16 protein-coding genes are annotated in these 15,790 nt (G+C 42.4%); 10 read left to right on the forward strand and 6 right to left on the reverse strand.

All coding sequences use genetic code 11. The features are described from left to right. Positions 1–287: 287 nt before the first annotated feature. Positions 288–1,037 carry a hydrogen peroxide-dependent heme synthase gene (hemQ, locus tag M9R32_RS13025; protein WP_269927172.1) on the reverse strand — a complete coding sequence of 250 codons (750 nt, stop codon included), beginning with the start codon at positions 1,035–1,037 and terminating at the stop codon, positions 288–290. Positions 1,038–1,377: 340 nt separating this feature from the next. On the opposite strand from hemQ, the gene pta reads away from it, so the two are divergent. Together pta and lipL are read left to right on the forward strand one after the other, a co-directional pair. Further along, a complete protein-coding gene (gene pta, locus M9R32_RS13030) occupies positions 1,378–2,361 on the forward strand; it encodes a phosphate acetyltransferase (protein WP_269927173.1) in 984 nt (327 codons plus the stop codon). A gap of 2 nt (positions 2,362–2,363) precedes the next feature. Beyond that, positions 2,364–3,212, forward strand: coding sequence for an octanoyl-[GcvH]:protein N-octanoyltransferase (gene lipL / locus M9R32_RS13035; RefSeq protein WP_269927174.1), 849 nt, complete (start codon positions 2,364–2,366; stop codon positions 3,210–3,212). Positions 3,213–3,282: 70 nt separating this feature from the next. Here the strand turns inward: lipL and M9R32_RS13040 are convergent, their stop codons facing one another. Next, a complete protein-coding gene (locus tag M9R32_RS13040; RefSeq protein WP_269927175.1) occupies positions 3,283–3,915 on the reverse strand; it encodes an RsfA family transcriptional regulator in 633 nt (210 codons plus the stop codon). Positions 3,916–4,080: 165 nt separating this feature from the next. Here M9R32_RS13040 and M9R32_RS13045 point away from each other — a divergent pair, with 165 nt between their 5' ends. From M9R32_RS13045 to M9R32_RS13055, 3 genes are all read left to right on the forward strand, one after another. Beyond that, the gene (locus tag M9R32_RS13045; RefSeq protein WP_269927176.1) at positions 4,081–4,305 is read left to right on the forward strand and encodes a YuzB family protein; all 225 of its coding nucleotides are present in this window, start codon (positions 4,081–4,083) and stop codon (positions 4,303–4,305) included. 122 nt (positions 4,306–4,427) lie between these two features. After that, positions 4,428–5,732: an HD domain-containing protein gene (locus M9R32_RS13050; RefSeq protein ID WP_269927177.1), complete on the forward strand. Its 1,305-nt coding sequence runs from the start codon at positions 4,428–4,430 to the stop codon at positions 5,730–5,732. 18 nt (positions 5,733–5,750) lie between these two features. Further along, positions 5,751–6,257, forward strand: a complete 507-nt coding sequence (locus M9R32_RS13055) for a YwgA family protein (protein ID WP_269927178.1) — start codon at positions 5,751–5,753, stop codon at positions 6,255–6,257. A 213-nt stretch (positions 6,258–6,470) separates the two neighbouring features. On the opposite strand, the gene M9R32_RS13060 is transcribed toward M9R32_RS13055, so the two are convergent. Next, entirely contained in the window at positions 6,471–6,656 is a 186-nt protein-coding gene (locus M9R32_RS13060) for a 2-hydroxymuconate tautomerase (protein WP_269927179.1), read from the reverse strand. A 67-nt stretch (positions 6,657–6,723) separates the two neighbouring features. On the opposite strand from M9R32_RS13060, the gene M9R32_RS13065 reads away from it, so the two are divergent. Then, positions 6,724–7,239, forward strand: a complete 516-nt coding sequence (locus M9R32_RS13065; RefSeq protein ID WP_269927180.1) for a YwhD family protein — start codon at positions 6,724–6,726, stop codon at positions 7,237–7,239. A gap of 260 nt (positions 7,240–7,499) precedes the next feature. Here the strand turns inward: M9R32_RS13065 and M9R32_RS13070 are convergent, their stop codons facing one another. Further along, positions 7,500–7,622: a hypothetical protein gene (locus M9R32_RS13070; protein ID WP_269927181.1), complete on the reverse strand. Its 123-nt coding sequence runs from the start codon at positions 7,620–7,622 to the stop codon at positions 7,500–7,502. Positions 7,623–7,786: 164 nt separating this feature from the next. Next, positions 7,787–9,898 carry a transglycosylase domain-containing protein gene (locus tag M9R32_RS13075; RefSeq protein WP_269927182.1) on the reverse strand — a complete coding sequence of 704 codons (2,112 nt, stop codon included), beginning with the start codon at positions 9,896–9,898 and terminating at the stop codon, positions 7,787–7,789. Positions 9,899–10,186: 288 nt separating this feature from the next. On the opposite strand from M9R32_RS13075, the gene speE reads away from it, so the two are divergent. Together speE and speB are read left to right on the forward strand one after the other, a co-directional pair. Then, a complete protein-coding gene (gene speE / locus M9R32_RS13080) occupies positions 10,187–11,020 on the forward strand; it encodes a spermidine synthase (RefSeq protein WP_269927183.1) in 834 nt (277 codons plus the stop codon). A 3-nt stretch (positions 11,021–11,023) separates the two neighbouring features. Further along, on the forward strand, positions 11,024–11,896 hold the full coding sequence (gene speB, locus M9R32_RS13085; protein WP_269927184.1) for an agmatinase: 873 nt from the start codon (positions 11,024–11,026) through the stop codon (positions 11,894–11,896). Between the two features lie 44 nt (positions 11,897–11,940). On the opposite strand, the gene M9R32_RS13090 is transcribed toward speB, so the two are convergent. Further along, positions 11,941–13,032: a GGDEF domain-containing protein gene (locus tag M9R32_RS13090; RefSeq protein ID WP_269927185.1), complete on the reverse strand. Its 1,092-nt coding sequence runs from the start codon at positions 13,030–13,032 to the stop codon at positions 11,941–11,943. Positions 13,033–13,259: 227 nt separating this feature from the next. On the opposite strand from M9R32_RS13090, the gene M9R32_RS13095 reads away from it, so the two are divergent. Both M9R32_RS13095 and argS read left to right on the forward strand, forming a co-directional pair. Then, positions 13,260–13,682, forward strand: a complete 423-nt coding sequence (locus M9R32_RS13095) for a YwiB family protein (RefSeq protein ID WP_269927186.1) — start codon at positions 13,260–13,262, stop codon at positions 13,680–13,682. Further along, a complete protein-coding gene (argS, locus tag M9R32_RS13100) occupies positions 13,679–15,346 on the forward strand; it encodes an arginine--tRNA ligase (protein ID WP_269927187.1) in 1,668 nt (555 codons plus the stop codon). Before M9R32_RS13095 ends, argS begins: the two co-directional genes overlap by 4 nt. Positions 15,347–15,790: the final 444 nt, after the last annotated feature.

The following is a 15,790-nucleotide window of genomic DNA, read 5'->3' on the forward strand; positions in this document are numbered from 1 at the left end:
AATTTAATATACGTATCAACAGGAATTTTAGAACAAAAAAGACTACGCATTTTTGCGTAATCTCCAGCTTTGTCTTAAAAGTATGGTTAAACCGTAGTTTTTAGAGTCCACGTAGGAAAAAATGGGGGTGACGTAGGAAAATCAAGGGTCCACGTAGGAAAAATCGAGGTTGACGTAGGAAAAATCAGGCTTGACATAGGAATCAGCTTCACGATAAAGACTCTCGTTGTGACCTGTCAGCTAGAATTCAATAAAAAAGGCCACGCATTTATGCGCAGCCTTGTATTTTATACAGTTAAGAATTCAGTTGTTTTGTCTGCATCCAGTAATGTTCCTACGAAGAATGAGCCAAACTCACCAAAACGTGCACTTACTTCATCAAAGCGCATTTCGTAAATTAATTTCTTAAATTGAAGTACGTCATCAGAGAATAACGTAACGCCCCATTCAAAATCGTCAAATCCGATAGACCCACTGATAATTTGCTTCACTTTACCAGCGTATCCGCGGCCAATCATACCATGGCTGCGCATCATTGATTTACGATCTTCCATCGAAAGCATATACCAGTTGTCATTGCCTTCACGACGCTTGTCCATAGGGTAGAAACAAACATATTGCGAACGTGGAAGTTCAGGGTATAGACGACTGCGAACATGCGGGTTTTGATATGGATCTTCATTCGATTCGCCAGCCAAGTAGTTTGAAAGCTCCACAACAGAAACGTATGAATACGAAGGAACTGTGTATTCAGCAATCGTTAATTTGTTGAACTTCGCTTCAATTTGTTGAAGCTCATCCATTGTTTCACGCAATGTCATCAGCATGAAATCTGCTTTTTGGCCAATAACTGTATAGAAAGCATGGCTACCAGTTTTCGCTTCATGTGCCACATTCAATTCTTCTAAAAATCCTAAAAATTCATTTACAGCTGCTGTACGTTCCTCAGCAGAAATTTGTTTCCAAGAAGTCCAATCCATTGTACGGAAATCATGTAATGCGTACCAACCATCTAAAGTTTGTGCTGCTTCATTCATGTATGGGACACTCCTTCATCTAATTAAATATTCAAGATAAGTTTAGCATAAAGCCTGGAAGAAACCTACATTGTCACCATTCGTACATGATGAGATATGACAAATTCGTGTTATTATGAAGAAAAGCGGAAAGCGCCAATCTAGTCTGACGCCGGCGCTGGAAGGCTCGATGCGAAAGTCCGCTTTCGTAAGAGAGACTGAAGCTTAGGTGCAGGCTGGCGCTTGTAGCTAGACATCAAGAAAAGCGAAGAAGCCCAAGATAGCTCATCACCATAAAAGAATGCACACAATTAACCAAACCATAAAACAACCTAAAGATACCGAAAGGATGGAATGCATCGTGACGAACTTATTTGATGAAATCAAACAAACCATTACCGACAAGCAAATTAAAATAGTATTGCCTGAAGGAACGGACGAGCGTGTTCTCCAAGCGGCAATTAAATTGCATAACGAAGGTATTGTGACACCGATTTTAGTTGGTTCACAGGATTTTGTAAAAGTAGCGGCAACACAAGCTGGGATTGATTTAACAGGAATCGAAGTGATTGATCCTGTACATTTCGAGCAACTGGACAATCTTATTGATAAATATGTAGAACGCCGCAATGGGAAATCTTCACCAGAGCAAGCACGCATTCAATTAAAAGACGTCAATACATTTGGGACGATGCTTGTTTACACAGGTTATGCGCACGGCTTGGTAAGTGGTGCAGCTCATACAACCGCTGATACGGTACGTCCTGCATTACAAATTATCAAAACGAAACCTGGTGTGTCTAAAACAAGTGGAGCCTTTATTATGGTGCGTGGAGACGAACGTTACGTCTTTGCTGACTGTGCCATAACGATCGCCCCAACAAGTGAAGATTTGGCCGAAATCGCAGTGGAAAGTGCAAAAACGGCAAAAGCATTCGGAATTGAGCCGAAAGTAGCGATGCTGTCATTTTCAACAAAAGGATCTGCCGTTTCACCTGAAACCTTGAAAGTTGTGGAAGCGACGAAGCTAGCACAGGAAAAAGCGCCATCAGTCAACATTGATGGTGAATTTCAGTTTGACGCTGCATTTGTTCCAACTGTTGCGAAGAAGAAAGCACCGGGTTCAAGTATTCAAGGTGATGCAAACGTCTTCGTTTTCCCTTCACTTGAAGCAGGAAACATTGGCTACAAATTAGCGGAAAGACTTGGCGGATTTGAAGCAATCGGACCGATATTACAAGGGTTGAACATGCCAGTGAATGACTTGTCACGCGGCTGTTCGGCAGAAGATGTGTATAAATTAGTATTAATGACCGCAGCTCAAAGCGTGATGGCAGGAGAGTAAAAATGTCCGGGTTTAATGATTTATTTGTAAATAAAGAATGGCGGTTTTGGGATCAGTCCATGAGCGGCCGTTCGAGATCCGCTTTAGAATCTTTTGCTGCCGACGATTTACTATGTGAACGGGTCGGAAAAGGGGAGTCTCTCCCGACGATCCGCACATGGGTGCACGAAAACACAGTCGTTCTCGGCATACAAGATCATCGTCTTCCTCATATAGGAGATGGACGAGACATCTTGCAGGCACATGGATACCAATCGATTGTTCGAAATTCAGGTGGACTTGCCGTCGTTTTGGACAGTGGCGTACTGAATATTTCCATCGTCGTTTCCGAACAAAATAGTTCAATTGATATTAATGCCGGTTATGACATCATGGTCGAATTCGTCCGTCACCTGTTTCCACAAATCGCGGATTCAATCGAAGCTTATGAGATTGTCGGTTCGTACTGTCCAGGCTCCTATGATTTAAGTGTGGGGGGTAAGAAGTTTGCGGGCATCTCCCAAAGACGCTTGCGAAATGGGATTGCAGTCCAAATCTATCTATGTATTGAAGGCAGTGGAGCTGAGCGGGCGGCTTTAATACGAGACTTCTATGAAGCCGGATTGAAGGAAGAACAAACAAAATTTGCCTATCCGGTAATTGTGCCAGAAGTGATGGCTTCCGTCAGCGAAATTATCGGAGAAAATGTAACAGTTCAGGACACCGTGATTCATGCGCAACGATTGATGAACCATTTAATGCAAAATGTGCACATGCAATCCTTGCAGCCGGAAGAAACCGATTTATATATGTACTACTTGACCCGTGTCGTTGAACGCAATCAAAAAATGCTATCGAAAATAGAGGCATAAGCTACGTCCACGACATCCTGTTGTCGTGGATTTTTTTAATGATTGAGATTAGAACAAGTAAAACCGCCAATCAGTTGATTGGCGGTTCTTTTGCTACTAAGTTACCATTGCGTTCCATTTGGAATACAGGTGAGATATTTTCAGCGTCATCATTCAATGTCACTAAACGGCGAGCGCGGTTCATGATATGAACGAACTGTTCGTAATCTTCGCGAATCGTAGCGTTTTCGTTTTCCAATCTCGCAATATCACGTTCAAGCTGTTTAATTTTTTCTTGAGAATGAGATAGTAGTGCACGCCAGCGATGAGATTCACCTTCACCAGTACCGTTTTGTTGTAAACGTAATAAGTAAGCGATGACCACATCAAGTGATAGAGCGGATAAAGGAATTTGGACGCGTTCTTGTGGCTGCTCTTCACTGCCTACGAGAAACAGAGATTGTCCTCTGCGACGATATTCTTTTCCAAGTACGCGCATTTTTTGCTTGCGATCTTTTTTCGCTTCACGCAAATCTTTCTCGTATTCTCTTCTTACAACTGCATTCCAGCGAAACCCACATGCAGCCGCCGTACGATTTAACGCATCTCCTGCTTCTTCAAATGCATTTAGTTGCGTACTCCCTTCGCGAACGTGTCGCAACACGGTTTCTGCCAACAATTCATCATTTTCATCTAACCAAGCATCTTGTCTAATTTTTACCATACATGTCCCTCCCGAAATGTTAATAGTTTTGATGTTCTACCTCAAGCTTGTACAAGATTCACAGGTTTTATTCACTCAACCTTTTGATACACTTGAATCACGATGGAAAAATAAGATACAATGACCTGTAGACTTTTACTTCAAATAAGAAAGGGTTGTTGACAAATGGCAAACGAATTCAGAGTTTGCGATGATTGTCAGGCCGTGAATTTAAAAACATTAATTCCTAAGTTAAAAGAAATCGATCCTAGTGCATCGATTGATATTGCGTGTCAGTCTTATTGCGGTCCAGGACGTAAAAAAACGTTCGCTTTTGTAAATAACCGACCTGTAGCAGCGCTTTCTGAAGAAGAATTAATGGAAAAAGTACGCGCCAAGCTAAAGGCATAATCTCGCGAATGCAATCTTTTAAATTTTAAATATAGATCTTCATACTTTCGCCGCCTTTCCTGAAGGAGGCTTTTTCTTTATAATGAAATACAAGTATTTTTTGCTGAAAAGAGGTGTCCATGGTGAGTTATGCAACGCAAAAGTTGGCTGAAGAAAAAGTGTTTAAAGACCCGGTACACCGATATATACACGTTCGCGACCAAGTCATCTGGGATTTGATTGGGGCGAGAGAATTTCAGAGATTGCGACGAATCAAGCAACTTGGCACGACGTATCTCGTTTTCCATGGGGCTGAACATAGCCGCTTCAACCATTCACTGGGTGTTTACGAAGTTGTGAGACGCATCATTGATGACATTTTTACAGGACGACCAGAATGGGATGAATCTGAGAGACTGGTGGTTCTTTGCGCAGCACTTCTTCATGACCTCGGTCATGGTCCATTTTCACATTCATTTGAACATGTTTTTGATTTGGATCATGAAAAATTCACGCAGGCCATTCTACTTGGCGATACTGAAGTAAATGCCATCTTAAAAAGGGTGGCACCAGAATTTCCACAGCATGTGTCAGATGTCATTGCCAAAACTTACGGCAATAAACAAGCGGTCAGTTTGATTTCCAGTCAAATCGATGCCGACCGTATGGATTATTTACAGCGTGATGCGTATTTTACCGGCGTAAGTTACGGGCATTTTGATATGGAGCGTATTTTGAGAGTGATGCGTCCGCGTGAAGATCAAGTGGTCATCAAACAAAGCGGTATGCATGCGGTGGAAGATTACATCATGAGTCGCTATCAGATGTACTGGCAAGTGTATTTCCATCCGGTATCGCGAAGTGCGGAAGTGATTCTGACAAAAGCGCTTCACCGTGCCAAAGAGCTGAGTGAGAATGGTTACAAGTTTGCATATGAACCGCGTCATTTCAAGACGTTCTTTGATCGAACATTTTCATTAGCAGATTACATTGCACTCGACGAAGGCATTGTCATGACGTATTTTCAAGAATGGGTGCACGAAGAAGACGAGATTCTCGCTGACTTATGTGACCGCTTCGTGAATCGTCGTTTGTTCCAATACATTGAATTCGATCCGGCAAAGGATTACCGTAAACTGTCGGAACTGGAGCAACTGTTTAAAAAAGCGGGCATCAACCCTGCATATTATTTAGTGTTCGATTCATCATCCGACTTGCCCTATGATTTTTATCGACCGGGTGAGGAAGGCGAACGTGTGCCGATTCACTTATTGATGCCTAACGATGAACTTCGTGAATTATCGAGGTCCTCTGAAATCGTAGAAGCCATTTCAGGTAAGCGGAGAACAGATCATAAATTATATTTCCCAGAAGATTTATTAAAAGATGATACAAAGAAAAAAGCCGTTAAAAAGCAAATTTTACAATTGCTTTACGGACAAGCATAGAAGAGGAGGTGGCTTGAATTGTTAGAAGAACACGCAAAAATCGTCCAGTTTATCACGCTGGCGGGAGAAGTAACGGGGCGTAAGAAACTTCAAAAAATGGTCTATATCGCAAAGAAAATGAACTTTCCATTTCAGGAGAAATACCAATTCCACATGTACGGGCCTTATTCAGAAGAGCTCACTTTACGTGTAGAGGAATTATGCAATATGGCATTCTTATCTGAAAAGAAAGAAGACAAAGGATCATATGTACAATATACGTACTCATGTACCGAAGAAGGAAGCCAGTTTTTATCCACCATGGAGGGCAATCATCCCAAACTCGATTTGTGCATTGAACGTTTAAATAACAAGAGCTCACGCTTTTTGGAGATGGTCTCGACTTTATTGTATTTTGACCATTTAGAACGAGCAGAACAAGTGGAGAAACTGCACGTCGTCAAAGGCAAATTGAATTTTACCGAAACAGAAATTGAAGAAGCTTTCGCGTTTATCAAAGACCTTCAATTGTGTATTCAAGCATAAGAAAGAGGCCATCCATATAAGGGTGGCCTTTCGTTTTAGGTTATTCGCGGTCGGAAGACTTCTATTCGCGATTCGGAGCATTCTATTCGCGATTCAAGTCGTCCTACTCGCGTTCAGTAAAATTCTCCATCAAAAAAGCGAATCACATGAAGAAATGTGATTCGCTCGGGTTAAACTTTATTTAACGGCAATTGCACTGTCGTCGTATTTTACTTATTTATCGCTAAACAATTTTCCAGCTACTGCGTAGTGGTTTTTTGGCATATCTTCGATAAAGACAACTACGTTTTCAACTGGCGCATTTGTTGTTTCAGCTACAGCTGCCGTTACTTTTTCAACAAGTGCACGCTTTTGTTCGTCGGTGCGACCTTCAATCATTTTGACCGTTACATATGGCATTGGAGTTCCTCCTCTTTCACAAAAGTTTATCTATTCGTTATAATAACAGAACGGAGGGGACTAGCGTATGACAAATGAAGAAAAACCAAAACAAAAGCTTGGATTTACCATTATAAAAAATGACCCGACAGATGGACATGGTGGTTTCGGTGTAGGTTCATTGACACTCGAACATGTATCCCCGGTCATCATTGACGTCGAAGAAAAAACGGCCAAAGTTGAAATTGGCGCGATGCATGCCCGAAGCGATACGGAACGAGGCATCAAATTTACAACGAATCGTGAAGACTCTGAAGGTGGCAAATTATTTTGGCTTGTTTGGGTAACGATTGATCACAAATCAACAGGACCCTACTATGCAGGTGTGACCGGATGCGAAATGGTCATCAATCGTGAAAAACGCAGAGGTTTCAAAATTTTGGCTGACCACGTAAACAAAATGGACAAATCGATGAAACGTCATATCATTGTTGACCATATGGACGATTCATCTAAAGAAATATTGCGGGACTTTTTACAATCGCATAACCCAGAAATGTGGGCGCGCAGTGAAGAAAAACTACATCAGGAACTCAATTCCTAAAATTGTCAAACAGGTGTACAAAATGTGACATTTTCATCTGACTTTGCACAATGGTTGAATATGTCGAAAAAAGCAAGTACACTTGAAACATAGCTGACAAAAAGTGAGCTAGGACAATTGGAAACGTGTCTGTACATGAGCGCCGTGAGACATTTGTGTCAAACCCAAGCCGAATGCCTCATGTTTCTCATGTCAGCGCTAACCAAGAAAAAAGCTTTCTGTTTCATCGGATGAGTCATTCCGTGAAAGAGAAAGCTTTTTTATATTCTCGAAACAAGAAGAAATGCCATTACAACGTGACCGTCGAAAATTCCTACGTCAACGCCAATTTTTCCTACGTCACCCCCGATAATTCCTACGTGACCGCCGATTATTACAACCAAGAATGTCTCCTTAAAACTCAAACCTTAATTTGCCCCCTCGAAAAGTGCATTCGAGGGGTATTTTTGTTGGTAATGTCGGTGAAAAGGAATAATCTCGTATCGAACGGGAACAAACATCGCTCGAATGAGAATAATCCTGAATCATAATGGAATAAACCTTACTCCTAATCGTCGTTCCTAAAGAATGAGAACGGGAACAGGGACCATGGATCGTCGCCTTCCATTTCGATTACTTTATCGGCATCCTCGTTTGACTTCACATCTTCCAACAGTTGTTTCTGCAACTTCGGATCGGTGCACAGTCGTTTCGGGATGTCTTCTTTTTTCACATATATTAAGCGTTGCTTCGTGCAGGCTGAAACAGCCAGTCCGCCAGTCTCAATATCCACAATGACGCCTGTCACACCTTTTGGCGGCAAGAAAGGTTCAGCAGGTACGCCTTGATGAACTCTTTCCATGAAATCAATCCAGATATTTTTCGTAGCTTGTTTGTCTTCTGCGAGCTGGAGTTGCTTGCCAGCGTCATACCCATTCCAAACGCCTGTGGTTAACGTTGGGGTATATCCAACGAGCACTTGATCAGAAATCGTTGTTCCTGATTTGGCGGCATAAGGTCGCGTTTGTTTTCCGCGAATCGATAAGCCGGTTGCGGGTGCATAATCATTAAACACTGGGTCAAACATACCGGTCATCAAATGCGTTAAAATAAAGGAATCCTGTGCGGACATGACCCGGTCTTCCTCATCTCGTTCTTTCGGGTCAACTTCAAAAACGACTTCGCCATGACTGTCTCTGATTGACAGCACCGTTCGGAATTCCTGATTGAATCCACCATTGGCTATTTTATTGAAAGCACCCGTTAAGTCTTTCAATAATACCTCGGAAGTTCCAAGGGCCATGGACGGCGTTTCCTGTACGGTCGTTTTCACACCTAAGCGCTCCAGAATCGACTCGAACGGTTTATAGCCGACTTTTTCAAGCGTTTTTACGGCATAAATATTATCTGAAATAGCTAACGCCTGAGCCAGGGAAATCGGATGATTCGCAAACTCACCGTTGACATTTTTAGGCTCGTATTGGGAACGTCCATCGTCATACGTGAAAATGGTTCGTTCACTTTCAAGGAATGTCAAAGGCGAAAATCCTTCTTCCAGGGCGGCTGCATACAGCAATGGTTTAATGGTTGATCCAGGCTGTCTTTTCGCCTGTGTTACCCGATTAAATGGACTTTCTGTGTAGGAACGACCGCCAATCAACGCCGTTACATAACCCGTTTCAGGCTCCATGCTGACAAATCCGACTTCGAGTTTATCATTCGGCATCCAATCAGCGACTACTTCTTCCGCCACTTTTTGATGCTGAGTGTTCAACGTCGTTTCAATAGTCCAACCACCTTCAGCGATGGCACGTCCTTTTTTAGCCAGAATGCGCTCCGCTTCACTCCATGCCTCGTCCAGGAAGTAAGGCGCTACGGTTTTGGTAGCTTTCCATTCTTCATTTTTAAGGACAATTTGCTCATCACGTGCACGACGCACAGCTTCACTTGTCACCATATCTTGCGATTCCATTAAACTAAGGACAATGTTTTGTCGTTCATAGGCATTTTCCTCATTAATCAATGGCGAATAAATGCTCGGTCCTTTTGGAATGGAAATAAGTAACGCAGATTCTGCGAGCGTCAAGTCCTTACTAGGCTTACCGAAATAAAAGCGACTTGCGGCTTCCACGCCATACATGCCATGACCGAAGTATACGGTGTTCAAATAACCTTCCAACAACTCTTCTTTTTCATAAAAGGTTTCCATGCGGTACGCATACAAAGCTTCTTTCGCTTTACGTGTCCACGTTTTGTCATGGGTTAAATAGAGATTCCGGGCATACTGCTGAGTAATAGTACTGGCGCCTTCCACTTTTCGCATGGCTTTGACATCTTTCAATAAAGCCGATGCAATCCGGGTGTAATCAAATCCGTTATGTTCATAAAATTCCTGATCTTCCACGGCCAAAATGGCGTCGCTTATGAAAGGAGACATCTCCTCTAACTTCACCCAATAACGGCGTTGCTCTGCGAAACGGTCCCCGATTGAATGCCCGTTGCGATCCAAAAATACGGTCGCCTGTGACACGGCAAGAGAGGGTGGACCAAGAATTTGTGCATAAATGCGTAAGGCTAAAAGAACGGTACACAATGCGCTGAGTGCCACAATGGAGTACCAGATAACGGATCGAAGCTTTTGGCGTTTTCGTTTTTTATTTTGTAAGTCCGCTCGTCGCATTTACCTTCACTCCGTTCATCCATACTTTTTAGTAGTATGGTAAAGTCATGGAAGGATTAAACGCATGTATATGAGAAAATGACGAATGCTAAATCGATTGGTTCATCAATATTAGACGAGATAAATGGATCTGTTACCAAATCAAAATACAACTGAAAAGAAAAAACAGTTGCACTTTTGTCAAAAACATCTATACTTTTTCTGTATTTGTTTTTCGGCAGACCGCGTTCACTTTCGCTACATGCCGGGAACGGATCCACTAACCTCGTAAGTAAAGGAGAATGCATTATGGCTGGATTTTGGTTTACAGAAAAACAAACCGAGAATTTTGGCATTACGATGAAGGTGAACCGTACCTTGCATACGGAGCAAACGGATTTCCAATTGCTCGAAATGGCGGAAACGGCTGAATGGGGCAATATGTTATTCCTAGACGGCATGGTAATGACTTCGGAAAAAGACGAATTCGTATACCATGAAATGGTGGCACACGTGCCTTTATTCACACATCCAAACCCTGAGAACGTTTTAGTTGTCGGAGGAGGAGACGGTGGGGTTATTCGTGAAATCATGAAACACCCACAAGTGAAAAAAGCAACACTTGTAGACATCGATGGCAAAGTAATTGAGTACTCTAAAAAATATTTACCAACAATCGCATCAGAATTGGAAAACCCACGTGTCGATGTACAAGTAGGCGACGGTTTCATGCACATTGCTGAAGCTGAAAACCAATACGATGTAATCATGGTAGACTCTACAGAACCTGTTGGCCCAGCAGTGAACTTATTCACAAAAGGCTTCTATGCAGGAATTTCGAAAGCGTTAAAAGAAGACGGAATTTTCGTTGCACAGTCGGACAACCCTTGGTTTACACCTGATTTAATCAAGCAAGTTCAAAAAGACGTGAAAGAAATTTTCCCAATCACTCGTTTATATACGGCAAACATTCCTACGTACCCAAGTGGTCTATGGTGCTTCACTCTAGGATCTAAAAAACATGATCCTTTGACTGTGGAAGATGCACGTTTCCACGAAATCGACACGAAGTATTACACGAAAGAATTGCATAAAGCGGCTTTCGTATTACCGAAGTTCGTGAAAGATTTAGCGGGGGAATAATTGATGAGATTTGATGAAGCCTATTCTGGCAATGTGTTTATTAAAAGTCATCCAAACTACGAAGAATCACAAGCTGTCATTTACGGCATGCCAATGGACTGGACAGTTTCTTACCGTCCAGGTTCAAGATTCGGCCCTCAACGAATCCGTGAAGTATCAATCGGTTTAGAGGAATACAGTCCGTATTTGGACCGTGACCTCGATGAAGTAAATTACTTCGATGCAGGGGATATCCCGTTACCTTTCGGGAACCCGCAAAAAAGTTTGGACGAAATCGAAACGTTCGTGACGAAATTGTTGGCTGACGGAAAAGTACCAGTGGGAATGGGTGGCGAGCACTTAGTGTCTTGGCCGGTCATGAAAGCTGTTGCTGCAAAATATCCGGATTTAGCTATCATTCACATGGACGCACATACTGATTTACGTGAATCTTACGAAGGAGAAGCGCTTTCTCACTCCACACCAATTCGTAAAATTGCCGATCACATCGGACCAAAAAATGTGTACTCATTCGGTATTCGTTCAGGTATGAAGGAAGAATTCGTGTGGGCAAAAGAAAACGGCATGCACATTTCAAAATTTGAAGTGTTGGAGCCATTAAAAGAAGTATTGCCAACATTGGCAGGTCGCCCGGTATACGTGACGATTGACATTGATGTACTTGATCCTGCACACGCTCCAGGTACTGGAACAGTGGACTGCGGAGGCATTACATCCCGTGAATTGTTAGCTTCTATCCATGCGATTGCTGGTTCAGACGTAAACGTTGTCGGCTTCGACTTAGTTGAAGTGGCACCAATCTACGATTCATCTGAACAAACAGCTAACACGGCTAGTAAACTAATTCGTGAAATGCTTTTAGGTTGGGTAAAATAAAAGCGTGAAACAAAAAAGCGTGATGCTCTCATTTCTGAGAAGCATCACGCTTTTTTATTGGTGAAATGAATCACTCGGTTACGTCCATTCGCTTTTGCCTCATACATCGCTGCATCTGCGGCACTGTAAAGCGCTTGAATGGTCGATCCATTGTCCGGATAAGAACTGACACCTACTGATACCGTAATAGAAACTTCCTGGTCATCAGAAACAAGGAATGGGGTACTTGCCACGCTCGAGCGAATGCGCTCACCTAAATAAAGACCCATTGCGGGTGGAGAGTTGGCGATGAATACAGCAAATTGTTCTCCGCCATTTCGTGTAACGTATCCTTCACTTTCCGAAACTAGATCTTTCAGACGCTTTCCGAGCTGTTTTAATATTTCATCGCCTGCTGGATGACCGTAAATGTCATTCACCTTTTTGAAAGAATCGATATCAATGGAAATCATGCTGAAAGGTTTCGTAGAATCATTGATGTAAGTATCGGTTAGCTGATGAAACTTACGATTGTTATAAAGTCCGGTTAGATAATCGGTCTCTGATAATAATTCCGTATGGCGGATTTTCTTAAAATGCTCGTTCAGTTCGATTAAAATAAATAACACGGTAAAGAATGAAAAGGCCGAGTAAATAACAAAGTACAGAACTTGGGACAAGACAACCATTGATGGGTAAGTTAAATAGATGATTAACAGGGCAGTTTGAGCAGTCGCATAATAAAAATAAAGATGCGCATTTTTAAAGTTCATCCTATATTTAAAACTGAACGCTCCGATCACTACGCCCATAATGATAATATTCCATCCGGCAAGAAGACCGGTCGTTGTAAATTCATCGGTCATAAACATCCGTGCCACACCTATAATAAATCCACTGATGATTGGCGCGATGGGTCCACCAAAAATGCCGGAAATCACAATCACGACGTGTCTGCCATCAAGTAGAATCGTGTCCGACAGGCGTACAGAAGTTTCCAATAATATAAAGCCAGCCAAACCAGCCATAAAACCAATTATGTATGGATGCGTTTTCGGGAAAGGAAAATTAGATCGCACAGCATCTTGGAAGGGCCAATACGACAATACGGCAAAGGTGAATAATATACAAAAATTAATCAATAATTCAAAAACCACGACTTTTCCTCCAAGGTGAAATTCTAGCGTTTAGTATAACATACCTAGAAATTCGAGAGGTAAAACTCTTGGCTGTTATGGCAACAGAAAAAATTAAAAAATCGGTATTTGAAATCAGGTGCTTAAATCACTTATAATAATAAGGTTATCCATAGAAAAGCGTGATGCCTTTCTATGTAGGAAAGAAACTCTTATTCAAAAATTCAAAGGAAGCGGGTGGACTTGTCATGAATACACAAGTGAAAGTAAGGTTGAAAACAACCATCCGGCAACCGAATGAAGAACCGGAAATTTATGAATTGTGGGCTCCTGGCACTTTTATTGAAAAAGGCGAGACGGCTTATTTAAAATATGTGGAAGTTCAGGAACAACAAGATGTGAAAACAACTGTGAAAATGGGTGACACCCAGGCTCTTGTTATGCGGAGTGGCGGGATTAATATGCGGCTACCTTTTTACAAGGACGCCGAGCAGACAGGCAGTTATGAAAGTGAATTTGGCATGCTGATGGTAACAACCAATACACGAAAAATGAAATATGAAAAAAATGAACACGACGGACATTTCGTCGTTCAATATGATTTACACGTGAACGGGGATCCCGTTGGCGAATACACACTCGAATTTCATTACACGGAGGGATCGCAATGAACGCAGTAGAACAAGTTCAACAATCCATTAAAGAAGCGTTACAGAAAGCTATATTAAAAGCCGAATTAACTGATTCGGAAGGAATGCCAGGCATCCATTTGGAATCTCCTCGCGACAAAGCAAACGGTGATTATGCAACAAACATTGCGATGCAGCTGACGAAGCTTGCAAAAAAACCACCACGTGCGATTGCGGAAGCAATCTTGGAAAACCTTGATACGACTGGTACAGTCATCGAGAAAATCGAAATTGCCGGTCCAGGATTCATTAACATCTCAACCCGCAAAGATTATTTGGCAGACGTTGTGAAAGCTGTCTTGGAACAAGGTGCTGACTATGGCCGTTCGAACGCTGGCGCTGGTGAAAAAATTCAAGTGGAATTCGTTTCAGCAAATCCAACGGGTGATTTGCATTTAGGTCATGCCCGTGGCGCATCTGTCGGTGATTCTTTATGTAACGTATTGGATTACGCAGGGTACGACGTGTCACGTGAGTACTATATCAATGATGCGGGTAACCAAATCAACAACTTGGCGTATTCTTTAGAAGCTCGCTATAAGCAAGCATTGGGTCAAGATACGGAAATGCCTGCAGATGGCTATCACGGTCAGGACATTATTGATATCGCTAAAGACATGGCAACTGAACATGGAGACGCATTGCTTCAGAAAACGGATGAAGAGCGTTTTGCATTCTTCCGTTCACATGGACTTAAAGTGGAACTTGCGAAGCTACAACAAGATTTAGCGGATTTCCGTGTTAAGTTTGACGAGTGGTATTCAGAAACTTCTTTATACGAAAATGGCAAGATTGAAGTCGCTTTGGATAAATTGCGTGCAAACGGTCACGTATTTGAAGAAGAAGGCGCGACTTGGTTCCGTTCGACGACATTTGGCGACGACAAAGACCGCGTACTCATTAAAAATGACGGTTCATTTACGTACTTAATGCCTGACATTGCTTACCACGAAGACAAAATTGCACGCGGTTTTGATAAATTAATCAACATCTGGGGAGCGGACCACCATGGTTACATCCCACGTATGAAAGCGGCTATCCAAGCACTTGGGTATGATCGCGAGACACTTGAAGTTGGCATTATTCAAATGGTTCAATTGTACAAAGACGGCGAAAAAATGAAGATGAGCAAACGTACCGGTAAAGCCGTTACAATGCGTGAACTAGTTGAAGAAGTGGGCTTAGATGCCGTTCGTTATTTCTTCGCGATGCGTTCAGCAGATTCACATATGGACTTCGACTTGGATTTAGCAGTTTCTCAATCCAACGAAAACCCTGTGTACTACGCACAGTATGGACACGCGCGTATCAGCTCGATCCTACGTTCAGCTGAAGAGCAAGGATTTAGTACGTCAGACGCGCAATTAAACTTACTGCAAGCTGAAAAAGAAATCGATGTTCTGAAGAAAATGGGTGACTTCCCACAAGTCGTGGCCGATGCAGCCAAAATCCGCTCACCACACCGTGTGGCGACGTACATCCAGGAACTTGCAGCAGCATTCCATAGCTTCTACAACGCAGAAAAAGTATTGGACACTTCAAACGAAGACATGACACGTGCACGTCTTGCGTTAATCACAGCTGTCCGCACAACACTCGCCAATGCACTTCGTCTAATCGGCGTAAGCGCACCGGAAAAAATGTAATTCTAATAACGAAAGCCATTTCACTGGAGGAACAGTGAAATGGCTTTTTTAGTTGAAGAGAAACCCCACAGAAACGTGCCAGTTGGTCAGCCAACTGGCACCAATTCAGCTTTCAAAAAGAACTTTTCTCGATTTAAGTCTCACTTTTCTTGGTATGTACTTCACTTTTCTTGATATAGACACGACTTTTCACGATATCAAGCACATGCCAAAAGATGCATTTACAAAGTGAACGTCGATAATTCCTACGTGAACCTCGAATTTTCCTACGTCACCGCCGATAATTCCTACGTGAACGCCAATTTTTCCTACGTCACCTCTTAAGCCCCCTTAAAGTTTTAGACACCATAAAGTAAGCGAGTTACAATATAACCAAACTTGTGAGCGGATGTTTAAATCGAATAGGAGGGGAAAGAAAATGCCTAATAAGAAAATTGCCGTAGT

Source organism: Paenisporosarcina quisquiliarum, assembly GCF_027563315.1.
Lineage (GTDB): Bacteria > Bacillota > Bacilli > Bacillales_A > Planococcaceae > Paenisporosarcina > Paenisporosarcina quisquiliarum.

Excerpts from the sequence above, each read along its gene's own strand:
- M9R32_RS13045 (WP_269927176.1), top strand. The coding sequence starts at position 4,081 with ATGGCAAACGAATTCAGAGTTTGCGATGATTGTCAGGCCGTGAATTTA.
- hemQ (WP_269927172.1), bottom strand. The coding sequence starts at position 1,037 with ATGAATGAAGCAGCACAAACTTTAGATGGTTGGTACGCATTACATGAT.
- M9R32_RS13095 (WP_269927186.1), top strand. The coding sequence starts at position 13,260 with ATGAATACACAAGTGAAAGTAAGGTTGAAAACAACCATCCGGCAACCG.
- M9R32_RS13065 (WP_269927180.1), top strand. The coding sequence starts at position 6,724 with ATGACAAATGAAGAAAAACCAAAACAAAAGCTTGGATTTACCATTATA.
- argS (WP_269927187.1), top strand. The coding sequence starts at position 13,679 with ATGAACGCAGTAGAACAAGTTCAACAATCCATTAAAGAAGCGTTACAG.
- M9R32_RS13060 (WP_269927179.1), bottom strand. The coding sequence starts at position 6,656 with ATGCCATATGTAACGGTCAAAATGATTGAAGGTCGCACCGACGAACAA.
- speE (WP_269927183.1), top strand. The coding sequence starts at position 10,187 with ATGGCTGGATTTTGGTTTACAGAAAAACAAACCGAGAATTTTGGCATT.
- M9R32_RS13075 (WP_269927182.1), bottom strand. The coding sequence starts at position 9,898 with ATGCGACGAGCGGACTTACAAAATAAAAAACGAAAACGCCAAAAGCTT.
- speB (WP_269927184.1), top strand. The coding sequence starts at position 11,024 with ATGAGATTTGATGAAGCCTATTCTGGCAATGTGTTTATTAAAAGTCAT.
- lipL (WP_269927174.1), top strand. The coding sequence starts at position 2,364 with ATGTCCGGGTTTAATGATTTATTTGTAAATAAAGAATGGCGGTTTTGG.
- M9R32_RS13040 (WP_269927175.1), bottom strand. The coding sequence starts at position 3,915 with ATGGTAAAAATTAGACAAGATGCTTGGTTAGATGAAAATGATGAATTG.